General features: G+C 59.7%; 18 protein-coding genes and 2 tRNA genes. 16 read left to right on the top strand and 4 right to left on the bottom strand.

Translation table 11 applies throughout. From position 1 onward, the window contains the following. Positions 1–101: 101 nt before the first annotated feature. The 3 genes from ACFO3S_RS19530 to ACFO3S_RS19520 all read left to right on the top strand — a co-directional run bounded on the left by ACFO3S_RS19530 (position 102) and on the right by ACFO3S_RS19520 (position 2,891). Positions 102–1,178 (top strand): GerMN domain-containing protein, encoded by a 1,077-nt coding sequence (locus ACFO3S_RS19530; RefSeq protein ID WP_378099529.1) that lies wholly within the window; start codon positions 102–104, stop codon positions 1,176–1,178. Between the two features lie 322 nt (positions 1,179–1,500). Continuing rightward, positions 1,501–2,247: a ribonuclease PH gene (gene rph / locus ACFO3S_RS19525; RefSeq protein ID WP_378099527.1), complete on the top strand. Its 747-nt coding sequence runs from the start codon at positions 1,501–1,503 to the stop codon at positions 2,245–2,247. Beyond that, the gene (locus ACFO3S_RS19520) at positions 2,244–2,891 is read left to right on the top strand and encodes an XTP/dITP diphosphatase (RefSeq protein WP_378099525.1); all 648 of its coding nucleotides are present in this window, start codon (positions 2,244–2,246) and stop codon (positions 2,889–2,891) included. The genes rph and ACFO3S_RS19520 overlap by 4 nt, the downstream gene beginning before the upstream one ends. Before the next feature lie 53 nt (positions 2,892–2,944). On the opposite strand, the gene asnB is transcribed toward ACFO3S_RS19520, so the two are convergent. After that, on the bottom strand, positions 2,945–4,801 hold the full coding sequence (gene asnB / locus ACFO3S_RS19515) for an asparagine synthase (glutamine-hydrolyzing) (RefSeq protein WP_378099523.1): 1,857 nt from the start codon (positions 4,799–4,801) through the stop codon (positions 2,945–2,947). A 131-nt stretch (positions 4,802–4,932) separates the two neighbouring features. Between asnB and ACFO3S_RS19510 the strand changes: the two genes are divergently transcribed. Both ACFO3S_RS19510 and ACFO3S_RS19505 read left to right on the top strand, forming a co-directional pair. Beyond that, on the top strand, positions 4,933–5,259 hold the full coding sequence (locus tag ACFO3S_RS19510) for a hypothetical protein (RefSeq protein ID WP_378099521.1): 327 nt from the start codon (positions 4,933–4,935) through the stop codon (positions 5,257–5,259). A 19-nt stretch (positions 5,260–5,278) separates the two neighbouring features. Then, positions 5,279–5,419: a hypothetical protein gene (locus ACFO3S_RS19505; RefSeq protein WP_378099519.1), complete on the top strand. Its 141-nt coding sequence runs from the start codon at positions 5,279–5,281 to the stop codon at positions 5,417–5,419. 64 nt (positions 5,420–5,483) lie between these two features. On the opposite strand, the gene ACFO3S_RS19500 is transcribed toward ACFO3S_RS19505, so the two are convergent. Next, positions 5,484–5,912: an EamA family transporter gene (locus tag ACFO3S_RS19500; RefSeq protein ID WP_378099517.1), complete on the bottom strand. Its 429-nt coding sequence runs from the start codon at positions 5,910–5,912 to the stop codon at positions 5,484–5,486. A 163-nt stretch (positions 5,913–6,075) separates the two neighbouring features. Here ACFO3S_RS19500 and ACFO3S_RS19495 point away from each other — a divergent pair. Beyond that, positions 6,076–6,152: transfer RNA gene (locus ACFO3S_RS19495), tRNA-Arg, on the top strand. A 112-nt stretch (positions 6,153–6,264) separates the two neighbouring features. On the opposite strand, the gene ACFO3S_RS19490 is transcribed toward ACFO3S_RS19495, so the two are convergent. Together ACFO3S_RS19490 and ACFO3S_RS19485 are read right to left on the bottom strand one after the other, a co-directional pair. Further along, entirely contained in the window at positions 6,265–6,468 is a 204-nt protein-coding gene (locus ACFO3S_RS19490; protein ID WP_378099515.1) for a hypothetical protein, read from the bottom strand. A 188-nt stretch (positions 6,469–6,656) separates the two neighbouring features. After that, positions 6,657–6,779 carry a sporulation protein YjcZ gene (locus tag ACFO3S_RS19485; protein WP_378099514.1) on the bottom strand — a complete coding sequence of 41 codons (123 nt, stop codon included), beginning with the start codon at positions 6,777–6,779 and terminating at the stop codon, positions 6,657–6,659. Between the two features lie 211 nt (positions 6,780–6,990). Here ACFO3S_RS19485 and ACFO3S_RS19480 point away from each other — a divergent pair. The 10 genes from ACFO3S_RS19480 to lon all read left to right on the top strand — a co-directional run bounded on the left by ACFO3S_RS19480 (position 6,991) and on the right by lon (position 21,111). Further along, positions 6,991–7,064, top strand: a tRNA-Gly gene (locus ACFO3S_RS19480). 211 nt (positions 7,065–7,275) lie between these two features. Then, positions 7,276–8,196, top strand: a complete 921-nt coding sequence (locus ACFO3S_RS19475) for a hypothetical protein (protein WP_378099512.1) — start codon at positions 7,276–7,278, stop codon at positions 8,194–8,196. Positions 8,197–8,300: 104 nt separating this feature from the next. Continuing rightward, a complete protein-coding gene (gene tig / locus ACFO3S_RS19470) occupies positions 8,301–9,590 on the top strand; it encodes a trigger factor (protein WP_378099510.1) in 1,290 nt (429 codons plus the stop codon). A 222-nt stretch (positions 9,591–9,812) separates the two neighbouring features. Beyond that, entirely contained in the window at positions 9,813–10,415 is a 603-nt protein-coding gene (gene clpP, locus ACFO3S_RS19465; RefSeq protein ID WP_378099508.1) for an ATP-dependent Clp endopeptidase proteolytic subunit ClpP, read from the top strand. Between the two features lie 53 nt (positions 10,416–10,468). Then, positions 10,469–11,725 (top strand): ATP-dependent protease ATP-binding subunit ClpX, encoded by a 1,257-nt coding sequence (gene clpX, locus ACFO3S_RS19460; RefSeq protein WP_378099506.1) that lies wholly within the window; start codon positions 10,469–10,471, stop codon positions 11,723–11,725. Between the two features lie 117 nt (positions 11,726–11,842). Continuing rightward, entirely contained in the window at positions 11,843–12,943 is a 1,101-nt protein-coding gene (ispG, locus tag ACFO3S_RS19455) for a flavodoxin-dependent (E)-4-hydroxy-3-methylbut-2-enyl-diphosphate synthase (protein ID WP_378099504.1), read from the top strand. Between the two features lie 36 nt (positions 12,944–12,979). Further along, positions 12,980–13,330: a PCYCGC motif-containing (lipo)protein gene (locus ACFO3S_RS19450; RefSeq protein WP_378099502.1), complete on the top strand. Its 351-nt coding sequence runs from the start codon at positions 12,980–12,982 to the stop codon at positions 13,328–13,330. Between the two features lie 71 nt (positions 13,331–13,401). After that, the gene (locus ACFO3S_RS19445; RefSeq protein WP_378099500.1) at positions 13,402–16,641 is read left to right on the top strand and encodes a DEAD/DEAH box helicase; all 3,240 of its coding nucleotides are present in this window, start codon (positions 13,402–13,404) and stop codon (positions 16,639–16,641) included. A gap of 118 nt (positions 16,642–16,759) precedes the next feature. Beyond that, on the top strand, positions 16,760–18,544 hold the full coding sequence (gene lonB / locus ACFO3S_RS19440; protein ID WP_378099498.1) for an ATP-dependent protease LonB: 1,785 nt from the start codon (positions 16,760–16,762) through the stop codon (positions 18,542–18,544). 119 nt (positions 18,545–18,663) lie between these two features. Next, a complete protein-coding gene (gene lon, locus ACFO3S_RS19435) occupies positions 18,664–21,111 on the top strand; it encodes an endopeptidase La (RefSeq protein ID WP_378099496.1) in 2,448 nt (815 codons plus the stop codon). Positions 21,112–21,139: the final 28 nt, after the last annotated feature.

Below are 21,139 nucleotides of genomic sequence, written 5' to 3'. Positions count from 1 at the left end.
TAACATATTTGCATGCAGGGCTCGTATACATAGTACTACAAATAGAGTTCCGGTGGAACGGCGGCCTATTCGACGAACCGAATTATGAGGGAGGATTAATCATGAGAACGAGATCGCACCGATTGGCCAAGCTGAGAAAATGGGGGCTGCTCCTGCTCGTCGTCCCCTTGCTGTCGGCTTGCAGCATGTGGGGCGGAAGCCGGGAGGACGATGCCGCAGGCGAGCGCATCGATCCTCCTCCGGCCGATCTGGAGCAGGCCTGGCTTCAGGGCGCCGAGGAATCCGCAGTCGCGGACGCCGGCGAGATGATTACCGTATACTTGCTCGACCGCAACGGATACTTGGCGCCGATGTCTCTGCGCGCCGATCGGGAGACGTCGGCTCCGGTCGAGAGCGCGGAGAAGGCGATCGCCTGGATGACGGCCAACAAACAGCTGGCGGATCAATTGCCTCCCGGCTTCGTAGCCGTGCTGCCGGAAGGAACGAGGGTGGCTGCGGTGACGGAGAATGCCGCCGAGCAGACGATATCGGTCGATTTCGCCGCCCCGTTCCCCGGGATCGCCGCCTCGCGGGAGCGCAAAGTAATCGAAGCGCTCGTCTGGACGCTGACGGAGCTGCCCGGCATTGAGAAGGTGAAGCTGTCGATCGGGGGCAAGCCAATTCGCTCGATGCCTTCCTCCGGACTGCCGGTCGACACGGTGCTCACCCGGGGGCTGGGCATCAATCTGGAGAAAATCAAGGACATTCAACCGACCTATGCAATGGGCGTAACGCTGTATTTCGCATCGCAGTCCGCCGAAGGAGAAGGTTACTTCGTTCCGGTTACCCGGCTCGTTCACCGTCAGGAGGACGCGGCCAAGGCTGCGCTTGAGCAGCTGATCGCCGGTCCGCAGGATACGAAGTCGCTTCGGGCGGTGATGGCGCCGGATATGTCGATCGAGAAGCTGGTGCGCATGGCCGACACCGTCAACGTCAACTTGAAGGATTCGAGCGGGATGCCCAAGTCCGAAGTCCCTTCCAGCATGATGGAAGCGCTCGTGCTTACGCTGACCGAAGCGGCCGACCTGCCCCAGGTGAGGGTCGTCATGAACGGAGACGATTCCTTCCTGGACTCGGACAATCGGACCTACGATCGACCGGTCACCCGTCCGCTCTACATTAATTCGCTGTCCCGGTAACGGACGAATCGCCGCTGCGCCTCCTCGGCTTCGAAGCGAGGCGCGGCTTTTGTGATTCAGAAGGATGCGCTATACTGATCGGATTCACCTCCGACATAATACGCGATCCCGCCGATCCCAGGGACGGGTGAGCCGTTTATGGTTGGTCCGGGCAGCGACCGCCTTCCTTCGTAGAGTGCCCCTCGCGGCGGCTCGTTCATCCGCGTGCGCGGCCGATCGTCGCCTGTTCGTCCTTGATTCGCCGATCGATATCGGCGTTCGGGTGCTTTTGCGTGCAACCTCTGGTAAAATGGGTGAGATTGAGGAATTGGGAGGTTAATCGATGAGATCCGATGGCAGACAAGGGAGCGAACTGCGGCCGTTCTCGGTTGCGCTTCACCCGAATAAATACGCGGAGGGCTCCGTTCTGATTGAGGCCGGGAATACGAAGGTGCTGTGCACGGCATCCGTGGAGGAGAGAGTGCCTCCGTTCCTGAAAGGGCAGGGCAAGGGTTGGGTAACGGCGGAATACGCCATGCTGCCCCGGGCAACGCACACCCGCAATCAGCGGGAAGCGGCCAGAGGCAAGCTGACGGGAAGAACGATGGAAATTCAGCGCTTGATCGGGCGGGCGCTGCGCTCCGTCGTCGACCTGCAGGCGCTCGGGGAGAGAACGATCACGCTCGATTGCGACGTTCTGCAAGCGGACGGAGGAACGAGAACGACTTCGATTACCGGCGCTTACATCGCGCTGGCTCTGGCGATACATAAGCTGTCCGCTACGGCTGCGTTCGAGAAATACCCGCTTACCGATTACTTGGCCTCGATCAGCGTGGGCGTCATTCAGAACCAGCCCGTCGTCGATTTGAATTACGAGGAGGACTCCAAGGCGAAGGTCGATATGAACGTGGTGATGACCGGGGAGGGCGCTTTCGTCGAAGTGCAGGGCACGGGAGAGGAGTCTCCGTTCACGAGGCAGGAGCTGGACCGGATGCTGCTTCTGGCCGAAGACGGGATCCGGCAGCTGATCGCGCTGCAGAAGGAGACGCTGGGCGAAGCCGGAGCGCGGATCGGAGGCGGAAAACGATGATTCGCCGGGGAGACGAGCTGCTGATTGCGACGAGAAACAAGGGCAAATCAAAGGAGTTTCGCGAGGCTTTCCGCGAGATTGGCGTTACGGTCAAGGATTTGAACGAAGTCGCGGGGCTGCCGGACGTCGAGGAGACGGGAACCACCTTCGAGGAGAACGCGACGATTAAGGCGAAAGCGATCGCCGCCCTCGTCGGCATGCCGGTGCTCGCCGACGACTCCGGGCTGTGCGTGGACGCTCTGAGCGGAGCGCCCGGCGTGTACTCGGCCCGCTACGCCGGCGAGCCGTCGAACGATGCCGCCAACAACGAGAAGCTGCTGCGCGAGCTGGACCGGATTGGAGCGGCGGCCGTCATCTTGCCGGAGGCGGGGGATGGGTTCGCTACGCTAAGCGCCGCCCGGTTCGCCTGTTCGCTTGTGCTGTACGACCCGTCGGACGAGAGCCGTTTGGCGGCGGAAGGTGACGTCGAAGGGCGGATTCTGAACCGCCCTCGGGGATCCGGCGGATTCGGCTACGATCCGCTGTTCTGGATCCCTTCCTTGGGCCGGAGCATGGCGGAGCTCGCGCTGGAGGAGAAAAACGCGATCAGCCACCGCGGGCAAGCGTTGAGAAAGCTGCTGACGATGCTCGAAGGAAAAGCGTAAGGGAAAAAGCTCGCCTTCTGCGACAGGTTCGCGGAAGGCGGGCTTTTTTGCGGCTATAACAGCAGCTTCACTTGATAATGTCTCAACCAGAAGTCCACCTGCAGCAAATAAGCGAACAGCTGCGGACCGGACATCAGCTGGCCGAACCAGGGCAGATGCGAACTGGCCCCGCTCGCGGCGGCGAGCTCGCGGACGCGGCCGGCGTCGATCAGCGGAAGCAGCGGGGAGGAGGGATCGTCGAGCCGCTCGAGAAGCCGGGTTCGCACGGCCGTCAAGTAGTTCGGGTTGTGCGTCTTCGGATACGGGCTTTTCTTGCGATACAGCACGTCGTCCGGCAATACGCCTTCGAGCGCTTTGCGCAGAATGCCTTTCTCCCGCATGCCCGCCGTCTTGATCTCCCAGGGGATGTTGAACACGTACTCGACGAGGCGGTGATCGCAATACGGCACCCGAACCTCCAGCCCGACGGCCATGCTCATTCTGTCCTTGCGGTCGAGCAGCGTCGGCATGAAGCGGGTAATGTTCAGATAGGACATGCGTCGCATTCTCCGGCGGTTCTCGTCCTCGCCCGGAAGCTCCGGAACTTCGGCGACGGCTTGCGCGTATCGATCGGCCAAATATTCCTCCGGCCTGAGCTTTGCCCTAAGCTCCGGGGATAGCAATCCGGCCCGCAGCTCCGTCGCAAGCGACCAGGGGAATGTGTTCGACTTCAGCGCCTCCTCGCGGTGAAACCACGGATAGCCGCCGAAGATTTCGTCGGCGGCCTCGCCGGACAGCGCTACGGTCGCCTCCTTCTTGATCTCCCGGCAGAACAAATACAAGGAGGCGTCGATATCCGCCATGCCGGGCAAATCTTTGGCCAATACGGCGGCTTCGAGCGCTCCCGTCAGCTCCGGCGTATCGAACTGCTTCGGATGGTGAACTGTCGACAGATAGCCGGTCATCCGCTCGATCCAAGGGGCGTCCGCATTCGGCTGAAAATCGTGAGCCTTGAAATGTTTGTCGTTGTCAACGTAGTCGACCGAGAACGTATGAACCTGGCCTTGCCCCGTCCTTCTGTAATAGTCGACCGCCAGGGCGGTCAGGGCGCTGGAATCGAGCCCTCCGGACAGCAGCGTACAGATCGGCACGTCGGACATGAGCTGGCGTTCGACCGTATCCGCAAGAAGTTGCCGTACCGCCTCGGCCGTCTGCTCGACATCCTGCTCATGATCGAGGCTTTCCAGCCGCCAGTAAGCGTACTGCTTCATGCCGTCGCGATCGTATTGGAGGCAGTGCCCCGGCTTCAACTCTCGAATGTCCTTCCATACGCCGTGCCCCGGCGTGCGCGCCGGGCCGATGACGAACAGCTCCGCCAGCCCTTCCGCGTCAATCGCCGCCTCCGCGTCCGGATGGGCGAGAATCGCCTTCGGCTCCGAGCCGAACAGCAGGCGGCCCTCCTCCCGGCGATAGAACAGCGGCTTGACCCCGAGCCGGTCTCTGGCCATAAACAGTCTTTGCTCCGCCGTATGCCAGACCGCGAACGCGAAAATGCCGTTCAGCTTTTCGACGCTGCCCGGTCCCCATTCCACATACGCCTGCAGCAGCACCTCCGTATCGCAGGTCGTACGGAAGCGATAGCCGAGCGTCTCCAGCTCCCGGCGAAGCTCCGGCGCGTTATACAGCTCTCCGTTGTACACAAGCACGCAGTCGTAACTGTCCGAGCCTTTGGCCGGACGAATCATCGGCTGGGCTCCGCCCGCAGGGTCCATCACGCTCAGCCGGCGATGTCCGAAAGCGCAATAGCGGGAAAGCCACGTGCCGCTGGCGTCCGGGCCGCGCTGTTCGAGCGTTTCGGTCATTTTCTCGATCGTATCCGCCTGTTTCGTCAAATCCGCGTTCCAGTCCACCCATCCGGTAATTCCGCACATCGGTCTTCCCCTCCTTTCCCTAAAACAGATCACTAAGATGGATATGCGAAAAAAGGCATAAGATGTATGTCCCCGGGGAGAAAATACGTGAAGACTACGGCCCGCATGCGGGAGAAAGGAGCCCATGCCGCGTGAACGACGCCCAAACGACGGTGGACGAGAGAAGGACCTATTACGTCTCGGTGGGACCCGGACAAATTCTGGAGGATCCCGAAGCGGCTTCCTTCGAATTCGAGATTCGCGCCAACGAGGCGGAAATCGACAAGCTTCAGGAGCTGTTTCAGGAAGCGCAGGACGCGGACGAGGATGAAATTTTCAACTATAGCGGTTCTCCGACGATATCCGACACCCCCGATAACGAGACGTATGCCGCGCTGTCCAGAACGATATACCGCATGCTGCACGAGCTTGGCACCGACGAGACGAAACGCCATATCGAATCGATGAACATCCTGTAGCGGAGGAGGTGAGAAAGCGGTGGCAGAGGCATTCAAAAAGAACAAAGGCAATCAGATCGCCAAGAAGGGCGAGGAGTTCGTCGAGGAAACCTTAAAAGTCAATCACGCTCATTCGGGGCAGAACAATCCGGTCGTTCCCGATCGGATCCTGAGAGGCTGACGAACGTCAGGCCGCTCCGCCGGTCAGGACGGAGCGGCTTCTCTTCGTAAACAAGCCGCCGATTTTACTTCCAGGCGACAAGGATTGCGCCCAGCGCAATGAGCGCCACGCCAATCGAATTGATCCACGAAATCCGTTCTCCGAGAAAGAGGAAAGCGAGAACGACGGCCAGCACGACGCTGAGCTTGTCGATGGGTCCGACCTGGGACACTTTGCCTCCTTTCAGCGCCATAAAATAAAACAGCCAGGACAGCGCGCCGGCCACTCCGCTGAGCACGATAAAGGCCATAGCCTTCTTCTGGACGAAAATTTCGCCGAGCTGGGCGAATTTTCCCTGAACGAAGACGACACCGAGCAGGAAGAGAGCCATAATGACCGCGCGGATGGCGGTCGCCGAGTTGGCGTCGATATCTTTTAATCCGATTTTGCCGAAGATGGCGACAAGAGCCGCCGCCACGGCCGATAGCAGCGCGTAGACTAACCACATTCCCATATCCCTTTACTCCTCCATGCCCGCCGCTTGGGCAGAGACGAGGGGCAGCGGGCGTTTTTACAGCTTGTATCGATCTTATCCTGTCGGCGAACCGATTTCAAATCCATAGCGACAGAAAAGGTATTGCGAAGCGGGGCGGTGTGTGCTAATATAAATTTTGCGTGTCTCAGTAGCTCAGCTGGATAGAGCAGCGCCCTTCTAAGGCGTCGGTCGGGGGTTCGAATCCCTCCTGGGACGCCATTCCCAAGCTATCCTTTACGATGGAACGCATAGATAAAAGCCCGTAACCCTGAAGCGATGGGATACGGGCTTTTGGCTTGGAGCGGACGTCCGTCCGAACCGGCAGAGGATATTAATCCTCCTGCTGTTCAGGCTCGGACATAAACCATAAAATATGGGTGCAGCGCTGGCAGACGAGGATGGTGGCGTTCCGGTTGGCCCAATCCAACCCGAAGAAGGTTGCGCCTCTCGAATTTAATTGCCGGTAGTCTTTATCGAAGGTATCGTTTCCGCAGCAGGGGCAGATCGTCCGAACGCCGGCGGCGCTGAATTTCATAATTCACGGCTCCTTTTAAAGCAGGTTGTTATTCCTTAGTATGTACGCATCGGCGAACGAATCGTTCCGCTCCCCGGACAAATCCCCGCCGAAGCCGGGCGGCCGCAGCGGGGATTCTCGGCAAGCACATTCGTCATCTAACCGAGGATACTGGAAGATCTCCTGCAGAATTTAGGGAGGCTTAGCTTTTACCAGATGCCAGCACCGGCACGCAAGATAATGACGAGCAGGATGAACAGCACCAGTGCGAATGCCGCTGCGCCCATTCCGCCGCCATAGCCAACTCCTGCGCCTCCAACCGGATAACTCATGCAATCACCACCCAACTGCGAAGATTGAAGTCACGAGATAGCTTATGTAGAGGCTGGCGCACGGTCAGTGCATTCGCACAGATTGCGAACAATCCACTCTTGCCCACGCCAACCTGCCGGATCGGTCATATAGAGGCGTCCGCCTGGGCCGGACGATTGATTTTCGACCGTAAACCGTGCTATGATATTTCACGCAGCATGCCTCTTATACGCGGGTGTAGTTCAATGGTAGAACGCCAGCTTCCCAAGCTTGAGGCGAGGGTTCGATTCCCTTCACCCGCTCCATAGCCCGACCGCCGAGACCCTCTTGAGATCAAGGGGTCTTTATTGCGTCGCAGGGGCCGCTGGCCATACCAAGAGGCAGGTATCCGCATCCTTTGCAAGCGCCGGCTTGGCCGAAGACTTCGGTCTCTTTTTATTTTGGAATTCGTTCATGCTATAATTTTGAAGACAATGTGCGAATCAATGCCGGTACCGGTGGAGGGGAACTGCCCACATGACGGATCGACCGAAGGACAATCTGGTGCTGTTTCCGAAGACGCTGGATTACTATCAGATACAATTGACGAAAATGCTGGAAACGGAGCGCTACGGGGATGCCAAGGCTTTGCTGGCGTTCCTCCTTCAATGCCGGGGCGAGGCGGAACGGCACCATACGGAGTGGCAGGCGCTGCTCGGTTGGCTGGACGCCGCGTTCCCTGCGGCGGAGGGCAGCCTGGATTACGACGCTCTTCTGAAGAACGAAGAGGGCGAAGAGAACGAGGAAGAAATCTTCAAACGGAGATTATCGGAGCGCAGCCAGTCCGACGCCAACTACATCCCGGAGCTGCTGGCCTCGCTGTACAACGGCGACGATCCGGGACAGCAGATGCTCATCCTTAGCCAATTGCAGCACGTGCTTCACCCGGATATCGACAGCTCCCTGAGGCAATGGCTGGCCCGGGAAGAGTATATTCCCCCTCTGCAGTTTCGCGCCTTGCAGGCGATCCGGAATCAAGGGGGAAGCGGGCCGGTTGCGTTCTGGAGAGACGGGGAGAGCTTAACGGTAGAGGCGGCGGATACGCCCTTAAGCTTCTCGGAATTCCCGCCCGGCATGCATCAGGTGCTGGAGAGGGTGAGGCAGTCGGCGGAGGTGTCGGACCCTACGCTATCCTATTTCGCGGAAGAGACTTGGAAGGATTGCGCCGAGCTGGCTTACGGAACGCCGGTGTTTCAGAGCATGGCCGCCGACGACGACGGATCGTCCGACGTCTGGGCCGCCGCCCTTCACCAGCTGTTGCTGGAGAAGCTGCACGGTAAGCAAGGCGACGAAGCGATCCGGGAGCAGTACGGAATTACGGGCGAGCTTCGTTTTCGCTACGAACAGGCGCTTCGTTGGCTGAGAAGCTACGCGATGGATCCGCAAATGTCCGAATAAAGCCAAATGCGCCTTGAACCGATCGCAATGTTGTTCTATAATGGAATGGTTTATGTGATTTGTCGCAGAGTGGCGGCAAGACGTTACGGAGGGGAAAGCATAATATGACAGCAAACTGGGAAAAGATAGAGAAGAACCTTGGCGTTCTTGAAGTCGAAGTAGACGCGGAGGAAGTCGCTCGCGCGTTGGACAAGGCATTCCGCAAAGTCGTTCAGAAGGTTAACGTGCCGGGCTTCCGCAAAGGAAAAGTGCCGCGCGCGATTTTCGAAGCACGCTTCGGCGTGGAGAGCCTGTATCAGGATGCGATCGATATCCTGCTGCCGGAAGCGTACACGAAGGCGATCGACGAAGTCGGCATCGAGCCGATCGACCGTCCGGAGGTTGACGTTGAGCAGTTCTCCAAAGGCCAGTCCTTCAAGTTTAAAGCGAAGGTGCCGGTCAAGCCGGAAGTGAAGCTCGGAGAATACAAAGGCATCGTCGTTCCCGTTGAAAGCGCGGAAGTGACGGAAGAGGAAGTGAACGCAGAGCTGGAGCGTCTGCAGCAGCGCCACGCCGAGCTGGTCGTCGTGGACGAGGGTCCGGCTCAGATGGGCGATTTTACTTCCATCGATTTCGAAGGATTTCTGGACGGCGTTCCGTTCGAGGGCGGCAAAGGCGAGAAATACTCGCTCGAGCTGGGCTCCGGTTCCTTCATTCCCGGCTTCGAGGAGCAAGTGGTCGGCCTGAACATCGCTGAGGAGAAAGACATCAACGTCACGTTCCCCGAGAACTATCAGGCGGAGAACCTGGCCGGCAAAGCGGTCGTGTTCAAAGTGAAGCTGCACGAGATCAAGCGCAAAAACCTGCCGGAGCTCGACGACGAGTTCGCCAAAGACGTCAGCGAGTTCGATACGCTCGACGAGTTCAAAGCCGATCTGACGAAGAAGCTGGGCGAACGCAAAGCCAAAGACGCGGAAGCGGCTCGCGAAACCGCGATCGTCGACAAAGCGGCGGAAGCGGCGGAGCTGGAAATTCCGGAAGTGATGATTAACACCGAGATCGACGCCATGCTGAAGGACTTCGAGAACCGCCTTCGCCAGCAAGGCATGACGCTCGACCTCTATTATCAGTTCAGCGGCCAAGACGAAGCGGCGCTGAAGGAGCAAATGAAAGGCGATGCCGAGAAGCGCGTACGCAGCAATCTCGTGCTCGAGGAGATCGCCAAAGCGGAAAACCTCGAAGTATCCGAAGAGGACGTAAGCGCGGAGCTCGACAATCTGTCGAAGCTGTATAACCGTCCGGCGGAGGAACTCCGCGGCATCTTCTCGGCGAACGGCTACCTGGACAGCCTGAACGCGGATCTGAAAGTCCGCAAAGCCGTGAAGTTCCTTGTCGAAAACAGCAAATCCGAGTAACGGCGACGATTCGGATGGACAATAGCGGTCTTATGCTTTCCGAATCGTCAAATCAAGGCACGTGCAACCCGCGTGCCTTATTTTTCACTCCGCATACATACGCAGTCCCGCACCGTCCGAACGACGATCGCCCGAAAACGGCTCGTCAACATGACATTCCGATTTGAACGTGTTAAACTATTACCGAGATTCGAACGTCTAATGAGAAAAGGGGTTGGTAACATGTTAGTGCCTATGGTCGTCGAGCAAACGAATCGCGGAGAGCGGTCGTACGATATTTACTCCCGGCTCTTGAAGGACCGCATTATTTTTCTCGGAAGCGCGATTGACGACGATGTCGCCAATCTCATTATCGCTCAGCTGCTGTTCTTGACAGCGGAAGACCCGGAGAAAGATATTCATCTGTACATCAACTCCCCGGGCGGCTCGGTAACGGCCGGCATGGGAATTTTCGATACGATGCAGTTCATCAAGCCCGACGTTTCCACCATATGCGTGGGAATGGCCGCCAGCATGGGGTCCTTGCTCCTGACGGCTGGCGCCCCCGGCAAGCGCTTTGCGCTTCCGAACAGCGAGATTATGATTCACCAGCCGCTGGGCGGGGTAAGAGGCCAAGCATCGGATATTAAAATTCATGCGGACTGGATCGTCAAGACGAAGCAGAAGCTGAATCAGATTTACGTCGAGCGTACGGGGCAGCCTTACGAGAAGATCGAACGCGACACCGACCGCGACAACTTTATGAGCGCCGAAGAGGCGGTCAGTTACGGTCTGATCGACAAGGTCATCACTCAGCCCGCGGCCATCGACAATCCGCAATCGTAAAGCAAGCAACGACGTCCCGCAATCGAACAAGCGGTTGACTAAGGAGGGTGTACATGTTTAAATTCAGCGACGAGAAAGGCCAATTGAAATGCTCGTTCTGCGGCAAGTCGCAGGATCAGGTGAGAAAGCTGGTTGCCGGTCCCGGCGTATATATATGCGACGAATGCATAGAGCTTTGCACGGAGATCGTAGAGGAGGAGCTCGGCCATGAGGAAGAGCTCGATCTGAAGGACATTCCGAAGCCGAAGGACATTCGCAACATTCTGGACCAGTACGTCATCGGCCAGGAGCAAGCGAAGAAGTCTCTGTCGGTGGCGGTATATAATCACTACAAGCGCATCAATTCCCAAGCGAAGATCGAGGACGTCGAGCTGCAGAAGAGCAACATCATGCTCGTAGGGCCTACAGGCTCGGGGAAGACGCTGCTCGCCCAGACGATGGCGAAAATTTTGAACGTGCCGTTCGCGATCGCCGACGCGACTTCGTTGACGGAGGCCGGGTACGTCGGCGAGGATGTCGAGAACATCCTGCTGAAGCTGATCCAGGCGGCCGATTACGACGTGGAGAAGGCGGAACGGGGCATCATCTATATCGACGAGATCGACAAGGTGGCCCGCAAGTCCGAGAATCCTTCGATTACGCGCGACGTATCCGGAGAAGGCGTGCAGCAGGCGCTGCTGAAAATTCTCGAAGGCACGGTCGCTTCCGTACCGCCGCAAGGAGGACGCAAGCATCCGCATCAGGAGTTCATCCAGATCGACACGACGAACATTCTGTTCATCTGCGGCGGCGCGTTCGACGGTCTGGAGCAGATCATTAAACGTCGGATCGGCAAAAAAGTGATCGGATTCAGCTCCGTACTGGAAGGTCAGAAGGAGATGAAGCCGGGAGAGTATCTGTCCCTGGCTCAGCCGGAAGACCTGCTGAAGTTCGGCCTGATTCCGGAATTCGTCGGCCGTCTGCCGGTCATCTCCACGCTGGAGCCGCTTGACGAGCCGGCGCTCGTCCGCATTCTGTCCGAGCCGAAGAACGCCCTTGTCAAGCAGTATCAGAAGCTGCTCGAGATGGACAACGTCAAGCTGGAGTTCGAGAGCGGCGCGCTGGAGGAGATTGCTCGGGAGGCCATCAAGCGGAATACGGGCGCTCGCGGTCTTCGGGCCATCATCGAAAGCGTCATGCTCGAGGTGATGTACGAGGTGCCTTCGCGAGAGGACGTCGTCACCTGTCTCGTGACCGCCAAGGCGATCAAGGACAAGATGGCGCCGGAGCTCACGACGAAAAAAGGCAAGAAAAAAGAAGAAAGCGCGTAACGGGAGCAGGACGAAAGCCGCCATCCAGGCCTTTCGGCCGCCGCGGAGTTCGCCTAGATTGCCGGTTCCACCCCGCTATGCGGGGTGGACTTTGGCGTATACAGGGGAGAAGCACTTATGTATAAACGTACGGATACCGTCGCCGTCCAGGTGGGCGATCTGACGATCGGCGGCAACAACAAGGTCGTTCTGCAGAGCATGTGCACGACGAAGACCGCGGACGTCGAGGCTACCGTCGCCGAGATCCATCGGCTGGAGGAAGCGGGCTGCCAGCTCGTGCGCGTCACCGTCAACAATAAGGAAGCGGCGGAAGCGATCAAGGCGATCAAGAAGCGGATCCGCATCCCGCTCGTCGCCGATATTCATTTCGACTACAGATTGGCCCTGCTGGCGATCGAGAACGGTATCGATAAAGTCCGGATCAATCCGGGCAACATCGGCCGCCGCGAGAAGGTGGAAGCGGTCGTCAAGGCGTGCAAGGAGCGCAACATCCCGATCCGCATCGGCGTGAACGCGGGATCGCTGGAAAATCATCTGCTGGAGAAGTACGGTTACCCGACCGCCGAAGCGATGGTGGAAAGCGCGCGGTATCATATCGGCATATTGGAAGAGCTGGATTTTCACAATATTATCGTCTCGCTTAAAGCTTCGGACGTTCCGATGGCTATCGAGGCGTATACGAAGGCGGCTGAAGTGATCCGCTACCCGCTGCATCTCGGCATTACGGAAGCCGGCACGTTGTTCTCGGGCACGGTCAAGAGCTCCGCCGGGCTTGGCGTGCTGCTGGATCGCGGCATCGGCAACACGATGAGAATTTCTTTGAGCGCGGACCCGGTAGAGGAAATCAAGGTGGCCAGGGAGCTGCTCAAGGTGTTCGGACTGATTACCGACGCGCCGACGCTCATTTCCTGTCCGACCTGCGGACGGCTCGATATCGACCTGTTCGCCGTCGCGAACGAGGTGGAGGAGTATTTGTCCAAGCTGAAGGTGCCGATCAAGGTGTCCGTCCTCGGATGCGCCGTCAACGGTCCGGGAGAAGCGCGCGAAGCCGACATCGGCATTGCGGGCGCGCGCGGGGAGGGCATGCTGTTCCGCTACGGCGAGATGATTCGCAAAGTTCCGGAGGCGGAGCTCGTCAGCGAGCTTAAGAAGGAGATCGATCAGATCGCCGCCGCGTACGCGGAGACGGGGGTTATACCGGGGAGGAGACATGGCTAAGCTGAAGAAGCTGGCGGTTGCCGCGCTGGGACGGGGATGGCTTGCAGTCTCCCCCTGCGCCAACGGGAAGGCCGTCAGGATGACCCTTCCTCTCATGCCGCTCATACCGCCCATGCCGCCAACGGAGATCTCCGGGAGGTGACCGCTTCTGCGGAAGAGCTGCCGGCTTTCCTGGACGAGCAGCCCGAGACGGTCCGGCCGGCCTATCGGATTGCCGGCGCGCTCGACGACACCTGCAGCGGATGCGGCGTCTGCGTTCAGATCGCCGTCGTAACGGCCCAGACGAAGCAGCAGGGCAAGTCGGATCTGGACATTCGCCAGTACGTCGACAGCTATTATCAAACCGGATACGCCAAGCCTACGGACACGCCGATGCCTGCGGCATAAGCGGGAGTCGGCGTCCGACCGGTTCTAAGGATGTGAAGAAATTCGTCTTCGATAAACGATCGATCCGGAGCATGAGCGACCCCGCGACGTATTTGCGCGGAGAGGCCTATTATCGTTCGGGACAGGTGCTGTCCGTTCGAACGGAGGCGGGCGAATCGGCCGGCTACAGGGCGGCCGTCAAGGGAGCCAGCCGCGAGAAATACGAGGTCGAGGTGGAGATCGGCAAGGACGGGGACATTCGGGCTTCCTGTAATTGCGACGCATACGCTCCTTTGTCCTATTGCAAGCATGTGATCGCCGTACTGTTCAAGCTAGCGGAAGAGCAACAGGAGGGGCCGCCTGCCGAGGAGGAAGCGATATCCGGGAAGGATATCCATCTGACGAAGCAGGTTATCTTTTTGTTCGATCGGGCGTTGAGCCGCCGAACGGAAGCCGCCTTGCAGACGCTGGAGGAGGAGGCATGGGAGAAGCGGACGCTGGAGGTCGAATTCGCCTTTAAGCTCGTCAAGAGCTTCGCCGGCCGCACAATGTTCGCCGTCTCGATGAAAGTCGGACCGTCCCGCATGTACGTCGTTCAGAAAATCAAAGATTTTCTGAAGCACATCGAGAACGGCACGCAGATGGCGTTCGCCAAGCACTTCGCGTACGACCCGTCCGAGCATGTCTTCAAGAAGCATGACGAAGCGCTGATCCGGCTGCTGGCGGAAGCGATGCATGCCGAGGAGACTTACAAGGATCTGCTTCATTCCTTATCCTCGTACTCGTACCGGGAAGAAAGAATATTGGCCGTTCCTCCCGCCGTCTGGGAGAGGATGCTGCCCGAATTAAAGCATGCGAACGCCAGCTTCGAGGACAAGACGGGCGTCCACGGAATGGAGCTCGTCGAAGGGGAGCTTCCGATTACGGCCCGTCTGGACCGGGCGGGCGACGGGTATCAGCTGGCGTTCGAGGGCCTGGATCACACCGTCTTCATGCCCGATTACGGAATCGCCGTCGCGGGAGGGTTGCTGTTCCGAGCCGGGACAGAGCAGCTCGCGCGGCTCGCGGAGCTGAAAAAGGTGTTTCAATATGAGCCGGGCACGCGGCTGCTCATCTCGGCCGAACAGATCGAGCCGTTCATCGACCGCGTCGTCCGCGAGCTTAAGACGATGATCCGGGTCGAGATCTCGCCGCATATCGCCGACCGAATCGTCAGCCCTCCGCTTAACGCCCGCCTTTATCTGGATATGGAGGACGACAGGCTGCTCGCGCGGCTGGAATATGTCTACGGCGACATCGTAATGACTCCTCTGCCTCAGAAGGCGGTTAAGAACGCCCGGGAGGACGTCATTCTCATGCGCGATCTCGATCGGGAGAACCGAATCATGGCGCTGATCGAACGCGCTTCCTTCAAGTTCAACGGAAAAGACGTCTATCTGGATCAGGAGGAGGAGATGTACGATTTTCTGTACGGCATCCTTCCCCAGCTCGGAGAAGATGTGGACGTCTATGCGTCGGATGCGGTGCGGACGGTAATGCGCGAGGTCGAGCACGAGCCGAAGACGAGGATGGACGTCGATGCGGGAACGAACTGGCTCGAGGTTTCCTTCGACATGGAGGGATTGGACGAAGGGGACATACGCGGCCTGCTGCGTCACCTGATGGAGAGGAAGAAGTATTACCGGCTCCCCGACGGACGGTTTCTGTCGCTGGAGCAGGAGAGCTTCCGCGACATTATCGGCCTGTTCGAGGATCTGGATCTCCATCAATCGGAGCTGAGCGGAACCCGGATGCGCATGCCGGCCGTTCGCGGCTTCCGGCTGATGGACCGCTTCGGGGCGGCGTCCCGGGGGGTTCAGGTCGGCAAAACGCTTCGCCGGCTGTGGGACAATCTGCGCCATCCCGACAATCTCGACTTCGACATTCCGCCCGGGCTGGAGCCGATTTTGCGCGATTATCAGAAGTTCGGCTTCCATTGGCTGAAGACGCTGGCTCATTACCGGCTGGGCGGCATCCTGGCCGACGATATGGGACTGGGGAAGACGATTCAGAGCATCGCGTATATCGTCTCCGAGACTGCGGAGGCGGCAGGAGAGGGCGACAGAGGCGAGTCGGCCCCGGTGCTGATCGTCTGCCCGGCTTCGCTGATCTACAACTGGGAGAGGGAAGTTCGGCGCTTTGCGCCGGAGCTGAGAACGGTCGTCGCGGCCGGAGATCCGCAAGAGCGCGGCGATCTGATGGAAGACGGCTTGCAAGCGGCGGACGTCTGGATCACGTCCTATCCGCTGCTGCGCCGGGACATCGAATGGTACGAGACGAGAACGTTCCGCAGTCTGTTCCTCGACGAGGCCCAGGCGATCAAAAACCACGCCTCCTTGACGTCGCATGCGGTCAGAAGGCTGCAAGCCGGGCAGCGGTTCGCGCTTACGGGAACTCCGATCGAGAATTCGCTTGAGGAGCTGTGGGCTCTTTTCGAGGCGGTGTTCCCCGGTCTGTTCGGCAGCCGGAAGGCGTTTCTGGAGCTGCCTCGGGACAAGGTCGCCCGAATCGTTCGTCCGTTCATTCTTCGCAGGCTCAAGGCGGACGTGCTGAAGGAGCTGCCCGACAAAATCGAAAGCGTTCAGCCCTCCGAGCTGACCGCGGATCAGAAGCGGCTGTACTTGGCCTATCTGGAGAGGCTGCAATCGGACGTCGCGCGGAATTTGTCGGAGGACGGGGGCTTCCAGCGCAATCGAATGAAAATATTGGCCGGCCTCACCCGTCTTCGGCAGCTTTGCTGCCATCCGGCGCTGTTTCTCGACGGTTACGAGGGCAGCTCCGGCAAGCTGGAGCAGCTTCTGGAGCTGATCGAGGAATGCCGCAGCGGGGGCAACCGGATGCTGGTGTTCTCCCAATTTACTTCGATGCTGGACATCATCCGGCAGGAGCTGGACGAACGGGACGCCTCTTATTTCTATCTGGACGGTTCCACGCCTTCGGCCGCCAGAATGGAGATGTGCGACGCCTTTAACGGCGGGGAGCGGGACATCTTCCTCATCTCGCTGAAAGCGGGCGGAACGGGACTGAACCTGACCGGAGCGGATACGGTTGTCCTGTTCGATCTCTGGTGGAATCCGGCGGTGGAGCAGCAGGCGGCGGATCGCGCCCACCGCATCGGGCAGAAGAAGGTCGTTCAGGTGTTCAGGCTGGTCGCGCAGGGGACGATCGAGGAGAAAATGCTGCAGCTTCAGCAGCGCAAGAAGGATCTGATCGAAGAGATCGTTCGCCCCGGCGAAACGGCCCTGTCTTCGTTAACCGAAGACGACATTCGGGAACTGCTTGAGATCACATGACTATCCGTGCCGACATTCGGGCAATACTACCAAGTATAGCCTGGGCGTCGGTTTTTTTGTCGCGTCGACTTCTATGGAGCGGTTCGCCCGGAGGCAGGATCGGGGAGGATGATAGCAGATGAACTTAAGCATGATTTTGATGCTGATTCAAGTTTTTTTTGCCGTTGTAATCGGCATTTATTTTTGGAACCTGCTGCGCAATCAGAAGAGCAATCGCAGCGCGGTGGACCGCGAGTCGCGCAAGGAGATGGACAAGCTGCGCAAGCTTCGCTCCATCTCCTTGACCAAGCCGCTGGCGGAGAGAACGAGGCCGGACTCGATAAGCGACATCGTCGGGCAGAAGGAAGGGCTGAGGGCGCTCAAGGCCGCCCTGTGCAGCAGCAATCCGCAGCATGTGCTCGTCTACGGTCCGCCGGGCGTCGGGAAGACGGCGGCCGCTCGCGTCATTCTGGAGGAGGCGAAGAAGAACAAGCAGTCGCCTTTCCGGTTCGACGCCAAGTTCACCGAGATCGACGCTACGACGGCCCGCTTCGACGAGCGGGGGATTGCCGATCCGCTCATCGGATCGGTTCACGATCCGATCTATCAGGGAGCGGGCGCGATGGGCGTGGCGGGCATTCCGCAGCCGAAGCCCGGCGCGGTGACGAAGGCTCACGGAGGCATACTGTTCATCGACGAGATCGGGGAGCTTCATCCGATCCAGCTGAATAAGCTGCTTAAGGTGCTGGAAGATCGCAAGGTCTATTTGGAGAGCGCGTATTATCACGCGGAGGACACGAACATCCCGCTGTACATTCACGATATTTTCCAGAACGGTCTCCCGGCCGATTTCCGTCTCGTCGGCGCGACGACAAGATCGCCGGGCGAGCTTCCTCCGGCGCTTCGCAGCCGGTGCATGGAAGTCTATTTCCGGCCTCTGCTGCCCGCAGAGATTGCGCAAATCGCCGAGAACGCCATCCAGAAGATCGGCTTCGCGCCCCTTCCCGAGGCGCTGGAGGTCGTGAAGAGATATGCGACGAACGGGCGGGAGGCGGTCAATATCGTTCAACTGGCCGCGGGCCTCGCCCTGTCCGAGAATCGCGAGCAGCTGACCGCCGCCGACATCGAGTGGGTCGTCAACAGCAGCCAGCTTCCTCCCAGACCCGACCGCAAGGTGCCTGCCAAGCCGCAAGTCGGGCTCGTTAACGGACTGGCCGTCTACGGGCCGAGCATGGGGGCGCTGCTGGAGATCGAGGTGTCCGCCATCCCGGCCGAGCGGGGCAAGGGGCAATTCAACATCACGGGCGTCGTGGAGGAGGAGGAGCTCGGGGGCGGCCAACGGACGCTCCGACGCAAGAGCATGGCCAAGGGCTCGCTCGACAACGTGCTGACCGTTCTGCGAAGCCACGGGTTCCAGCCGGAAAATTACGACCTGCACGTTAATTTCCCGGGAGGCACGCCCGTGGACGGCCCGTCCGCCGGCGTCGCGATGGCTGTGGCGATCGCCTCCGCCCTGACCCGGGAGCCGGTCGACAACAAGCTGGCGATGACCGGGGAGATCAGCATTCACGGGGCAGTCAAGCCGGTCGGCGGCGTCGTGGCCAAAGTCGAGGCCGCCTTCCAATCCGGAGCCGACAAGGTTATCATCCCGAAGGAGAACTGGCAGGCGATCTTCGAGGGCATCGAGGGCGTCCAGGTCATCGCGGTCGACCGGATGGAGGACGTATTCCGGCACGTCTTCGGCGATGCCGCCGCATGGGCGGCAGCGGAGCGCCGGACGATCGAGCTGCCGGTGGCGGCTGATTCCTTCGCAGCCGCTCCGGCGGGCTCGGTGCTGCACGCCGGGAAGCTGCCGCCGGCGGCTCCTCCCGCCGTTCCTCCGGCTGATGGCGGCTCCTCCCGCGACAGAACGATAACCGGATAGCGGAAGACGTAACGACCGGCAGCCGCCCCAGGGGGGCGGCTGTTTTTGCGGCGAGCGACGGTATTTGATACAATGACGAAAGGTTTTGAATTCGTTCCAGAACAGCGAGGTGCGTCATTATGGGTCCGAGCAAACAGAAAAGCCGTTCCATACCCCTGCTGCCTTTAAGAGGGCTGCTCGTATATCCGAGCATGGTGCTCCATCTGGACGTCGGGCGGGAGAAGTCCGTCAAGGCGCTGGAGCAATGCATGGTCGACGATCATATGATTTTGCTGTGCTCCCAATCGGAGGTCAACATCGAGGAGCCGACTCAGGAGGACATCTACCGGATCGGAACCATTGCCAAAGTCCGCCAGATGCTGAAGCTGCCGAACGGAACGATCCGCGTGCTGGTGGAAGGCGTAAGCCGGGCGGAGATCGAGCAGTACTTGCCGAACGACGACTTCTACGAGGTGCTCGCCCACGAGCTTCACGAATCCCAGACCAACGATTCGGAGCTGGACGCGCTGATGCGCGCCGTGCTCAGCCAGTTCGAGCATTACATTAACCTGTCCAAGAAAGTGACCCCCGAGACGCTCGCGGCGGTATCGGATATTGACCAGCCTGGCCGGCTGGCCGACGTGATCACGAGCCATCTGTCGCTCAAGATCAAAGACAAGCAGGAAATTCTCGAAACCGTCGAGATTCGTCCTCGGCTTGAGAAGCTTCTTGACTTTCTCGGCAACGAGCGGGAAGTGCTGGAGCTGGAGCGCAAGATCAGCCAGCGCGTCAAGAAGCAGATGGAGAAGACGCAGAAGGAATATTATTTGCGCGAGCAGATGAAGGCCATACAGAAGGAGCTCGGCGACAAGGAAGGCCGGGCGGGCGAAGTCGAGGAGCTGCGCTCGCAGATGGCCGAGGCGGAGCTTCCGGAGAAGGTGGCGGCCAAAGCGGCCAAGGAGATCGACCGTCTGGAGAAGATGCCGGCGTCGTCCGCCGAGGGAGGCGTCATCCGCACTTACGTGGAGTGGCTGCTGACGCTGCCCTGGAAGAAGATGACGGAGGACGATCTGGACATCGCCAAAGCCGAGCAGATATTAAACGAGGAGCATTACGGTCTCGACAAGCCCAAGGAGCGCGTGCTGGAATATTTGGCCGTCCAGAAGCTGGTGAAGAAGCTGAAAGGCCCGATTCTCTGTCTGGTCGGACCTCCCGGCGTCGGCAAGACCTCGCTGGCGAAGTCGATCGCCAAGTCGCTGGGCCGCGAGTTCGTTCGCATCTCCCTGGGCGGCGTCAGGGACGAAGCGGAAATTCGCGGCCATCGCCGCACTTATGTCGGCGCCATGCCGGGCCGCATTCTGCAGGGCATGCGCAATGCGGGGACGGCCAATCCCGTGTTTCTGCTGGACGAGATCGACAAGATGGCGATGGATTTTCGCGGGGATCCGGCCTCCGCGCTGCTGGAGGTGCTCGACCCGGAGCAGAACGCGACGTTCAGCGACCATTACGTCGAGGTGCCGTTCGATCTGTCCAACGTCATGTTCGTCACGACGGCCAATGTCGTGCATCACATTCCCCGTCCGCTGCTGGATCGGATGGAGCTGCTGCAAGTACCGGGCTATACCGAGCTAGAGAAGGAACAGATCGCCGAACGCCACCTGCTTCCGAAGCAGAAACGGGACCACGGGCTGGAGGAGGACCAGCTCGTCGTGGAGCGGGACGCCCTGCTGTATCTGATCCGCCATTACACCCGCGAATCGGGCGTGCGGAACATGGAGCAGCAGTTGGCCTCGGTCTGCCGCAAGGCGGCCAAGGCGATCGTCTACGATCCTTCGGCCGCGCCGATCGCCGTCGACACGAAGAAGCTCAAGGAGCTGCTCGGACCGCCGAAATTCCGCTACGGCATGGCGGAGCAGGAGGATCAGATCGGTTCCGTTACGGGGCTGGCATGGACCGAGGTGGGCGGCGATACGCTCGTTATCGAAGTGACGATCATGCCCGGCGCCGGCAAGCTGACGCTGACGGGACAGCTCGGGGACGTCATGAAGGAATCGGCTCAGGCGGCGTTCAGCTATACCCGCAGCCGGGCCAAGGAATTCGGCATCGATCCGCAATTTCACGAGAAGCACGACATTCACATTCATATCCCGGAAGGCGCCATTCCGAAGGACGGTCCTTCCGCCGGCATTACGCTGGCGACCGCGCTCGTCTCGGCGCTGACCGGCCGCAAGGTGTCCCGCGAGGTCGCCATGACCGGCGAAATCACGCTCCGCGGCCGCGTGCTGCCGATCGGGGGGCTGAAGGAGAAGTCGCTTGCCGCTCACCGGGCCGGCATCAAAAAAGTGCTTCTTCCGAAGGATAACGAGCGGGACCTGCGCGATATTCCGGACAGCGTCCGGGAGAGCATGACGTTCGTTCCCGTCTCCCATATGGACGAGGTGCTGCGGGAGGCGCTGACGGAGCCTCTGGGGGCCGCCGGGGAACCGGAGGCCGAAGGGAACCGCGGCGACGCGCCCGGGCCGGCCGGGAAGCTCCAGCCTCCCGTCGACGACAAGCCGGAGGATGCGCCGCCTCTGGGCACGCACTGACAGGCACGCACTGACAGGATAGGAGAAT

This window comes from Cohnella hongkongensis (assembly GCF_042654645.1).
GTDB classification, from domain to species: Bacteria; Bacillota; Bacilli; order Paenibacillales; family Paenibacillaceae; genus Cohnella; species Cohnella hongkongensis.
This window is presented reverse-complemented; position numbering and strand designations above follow the sequence as displayed.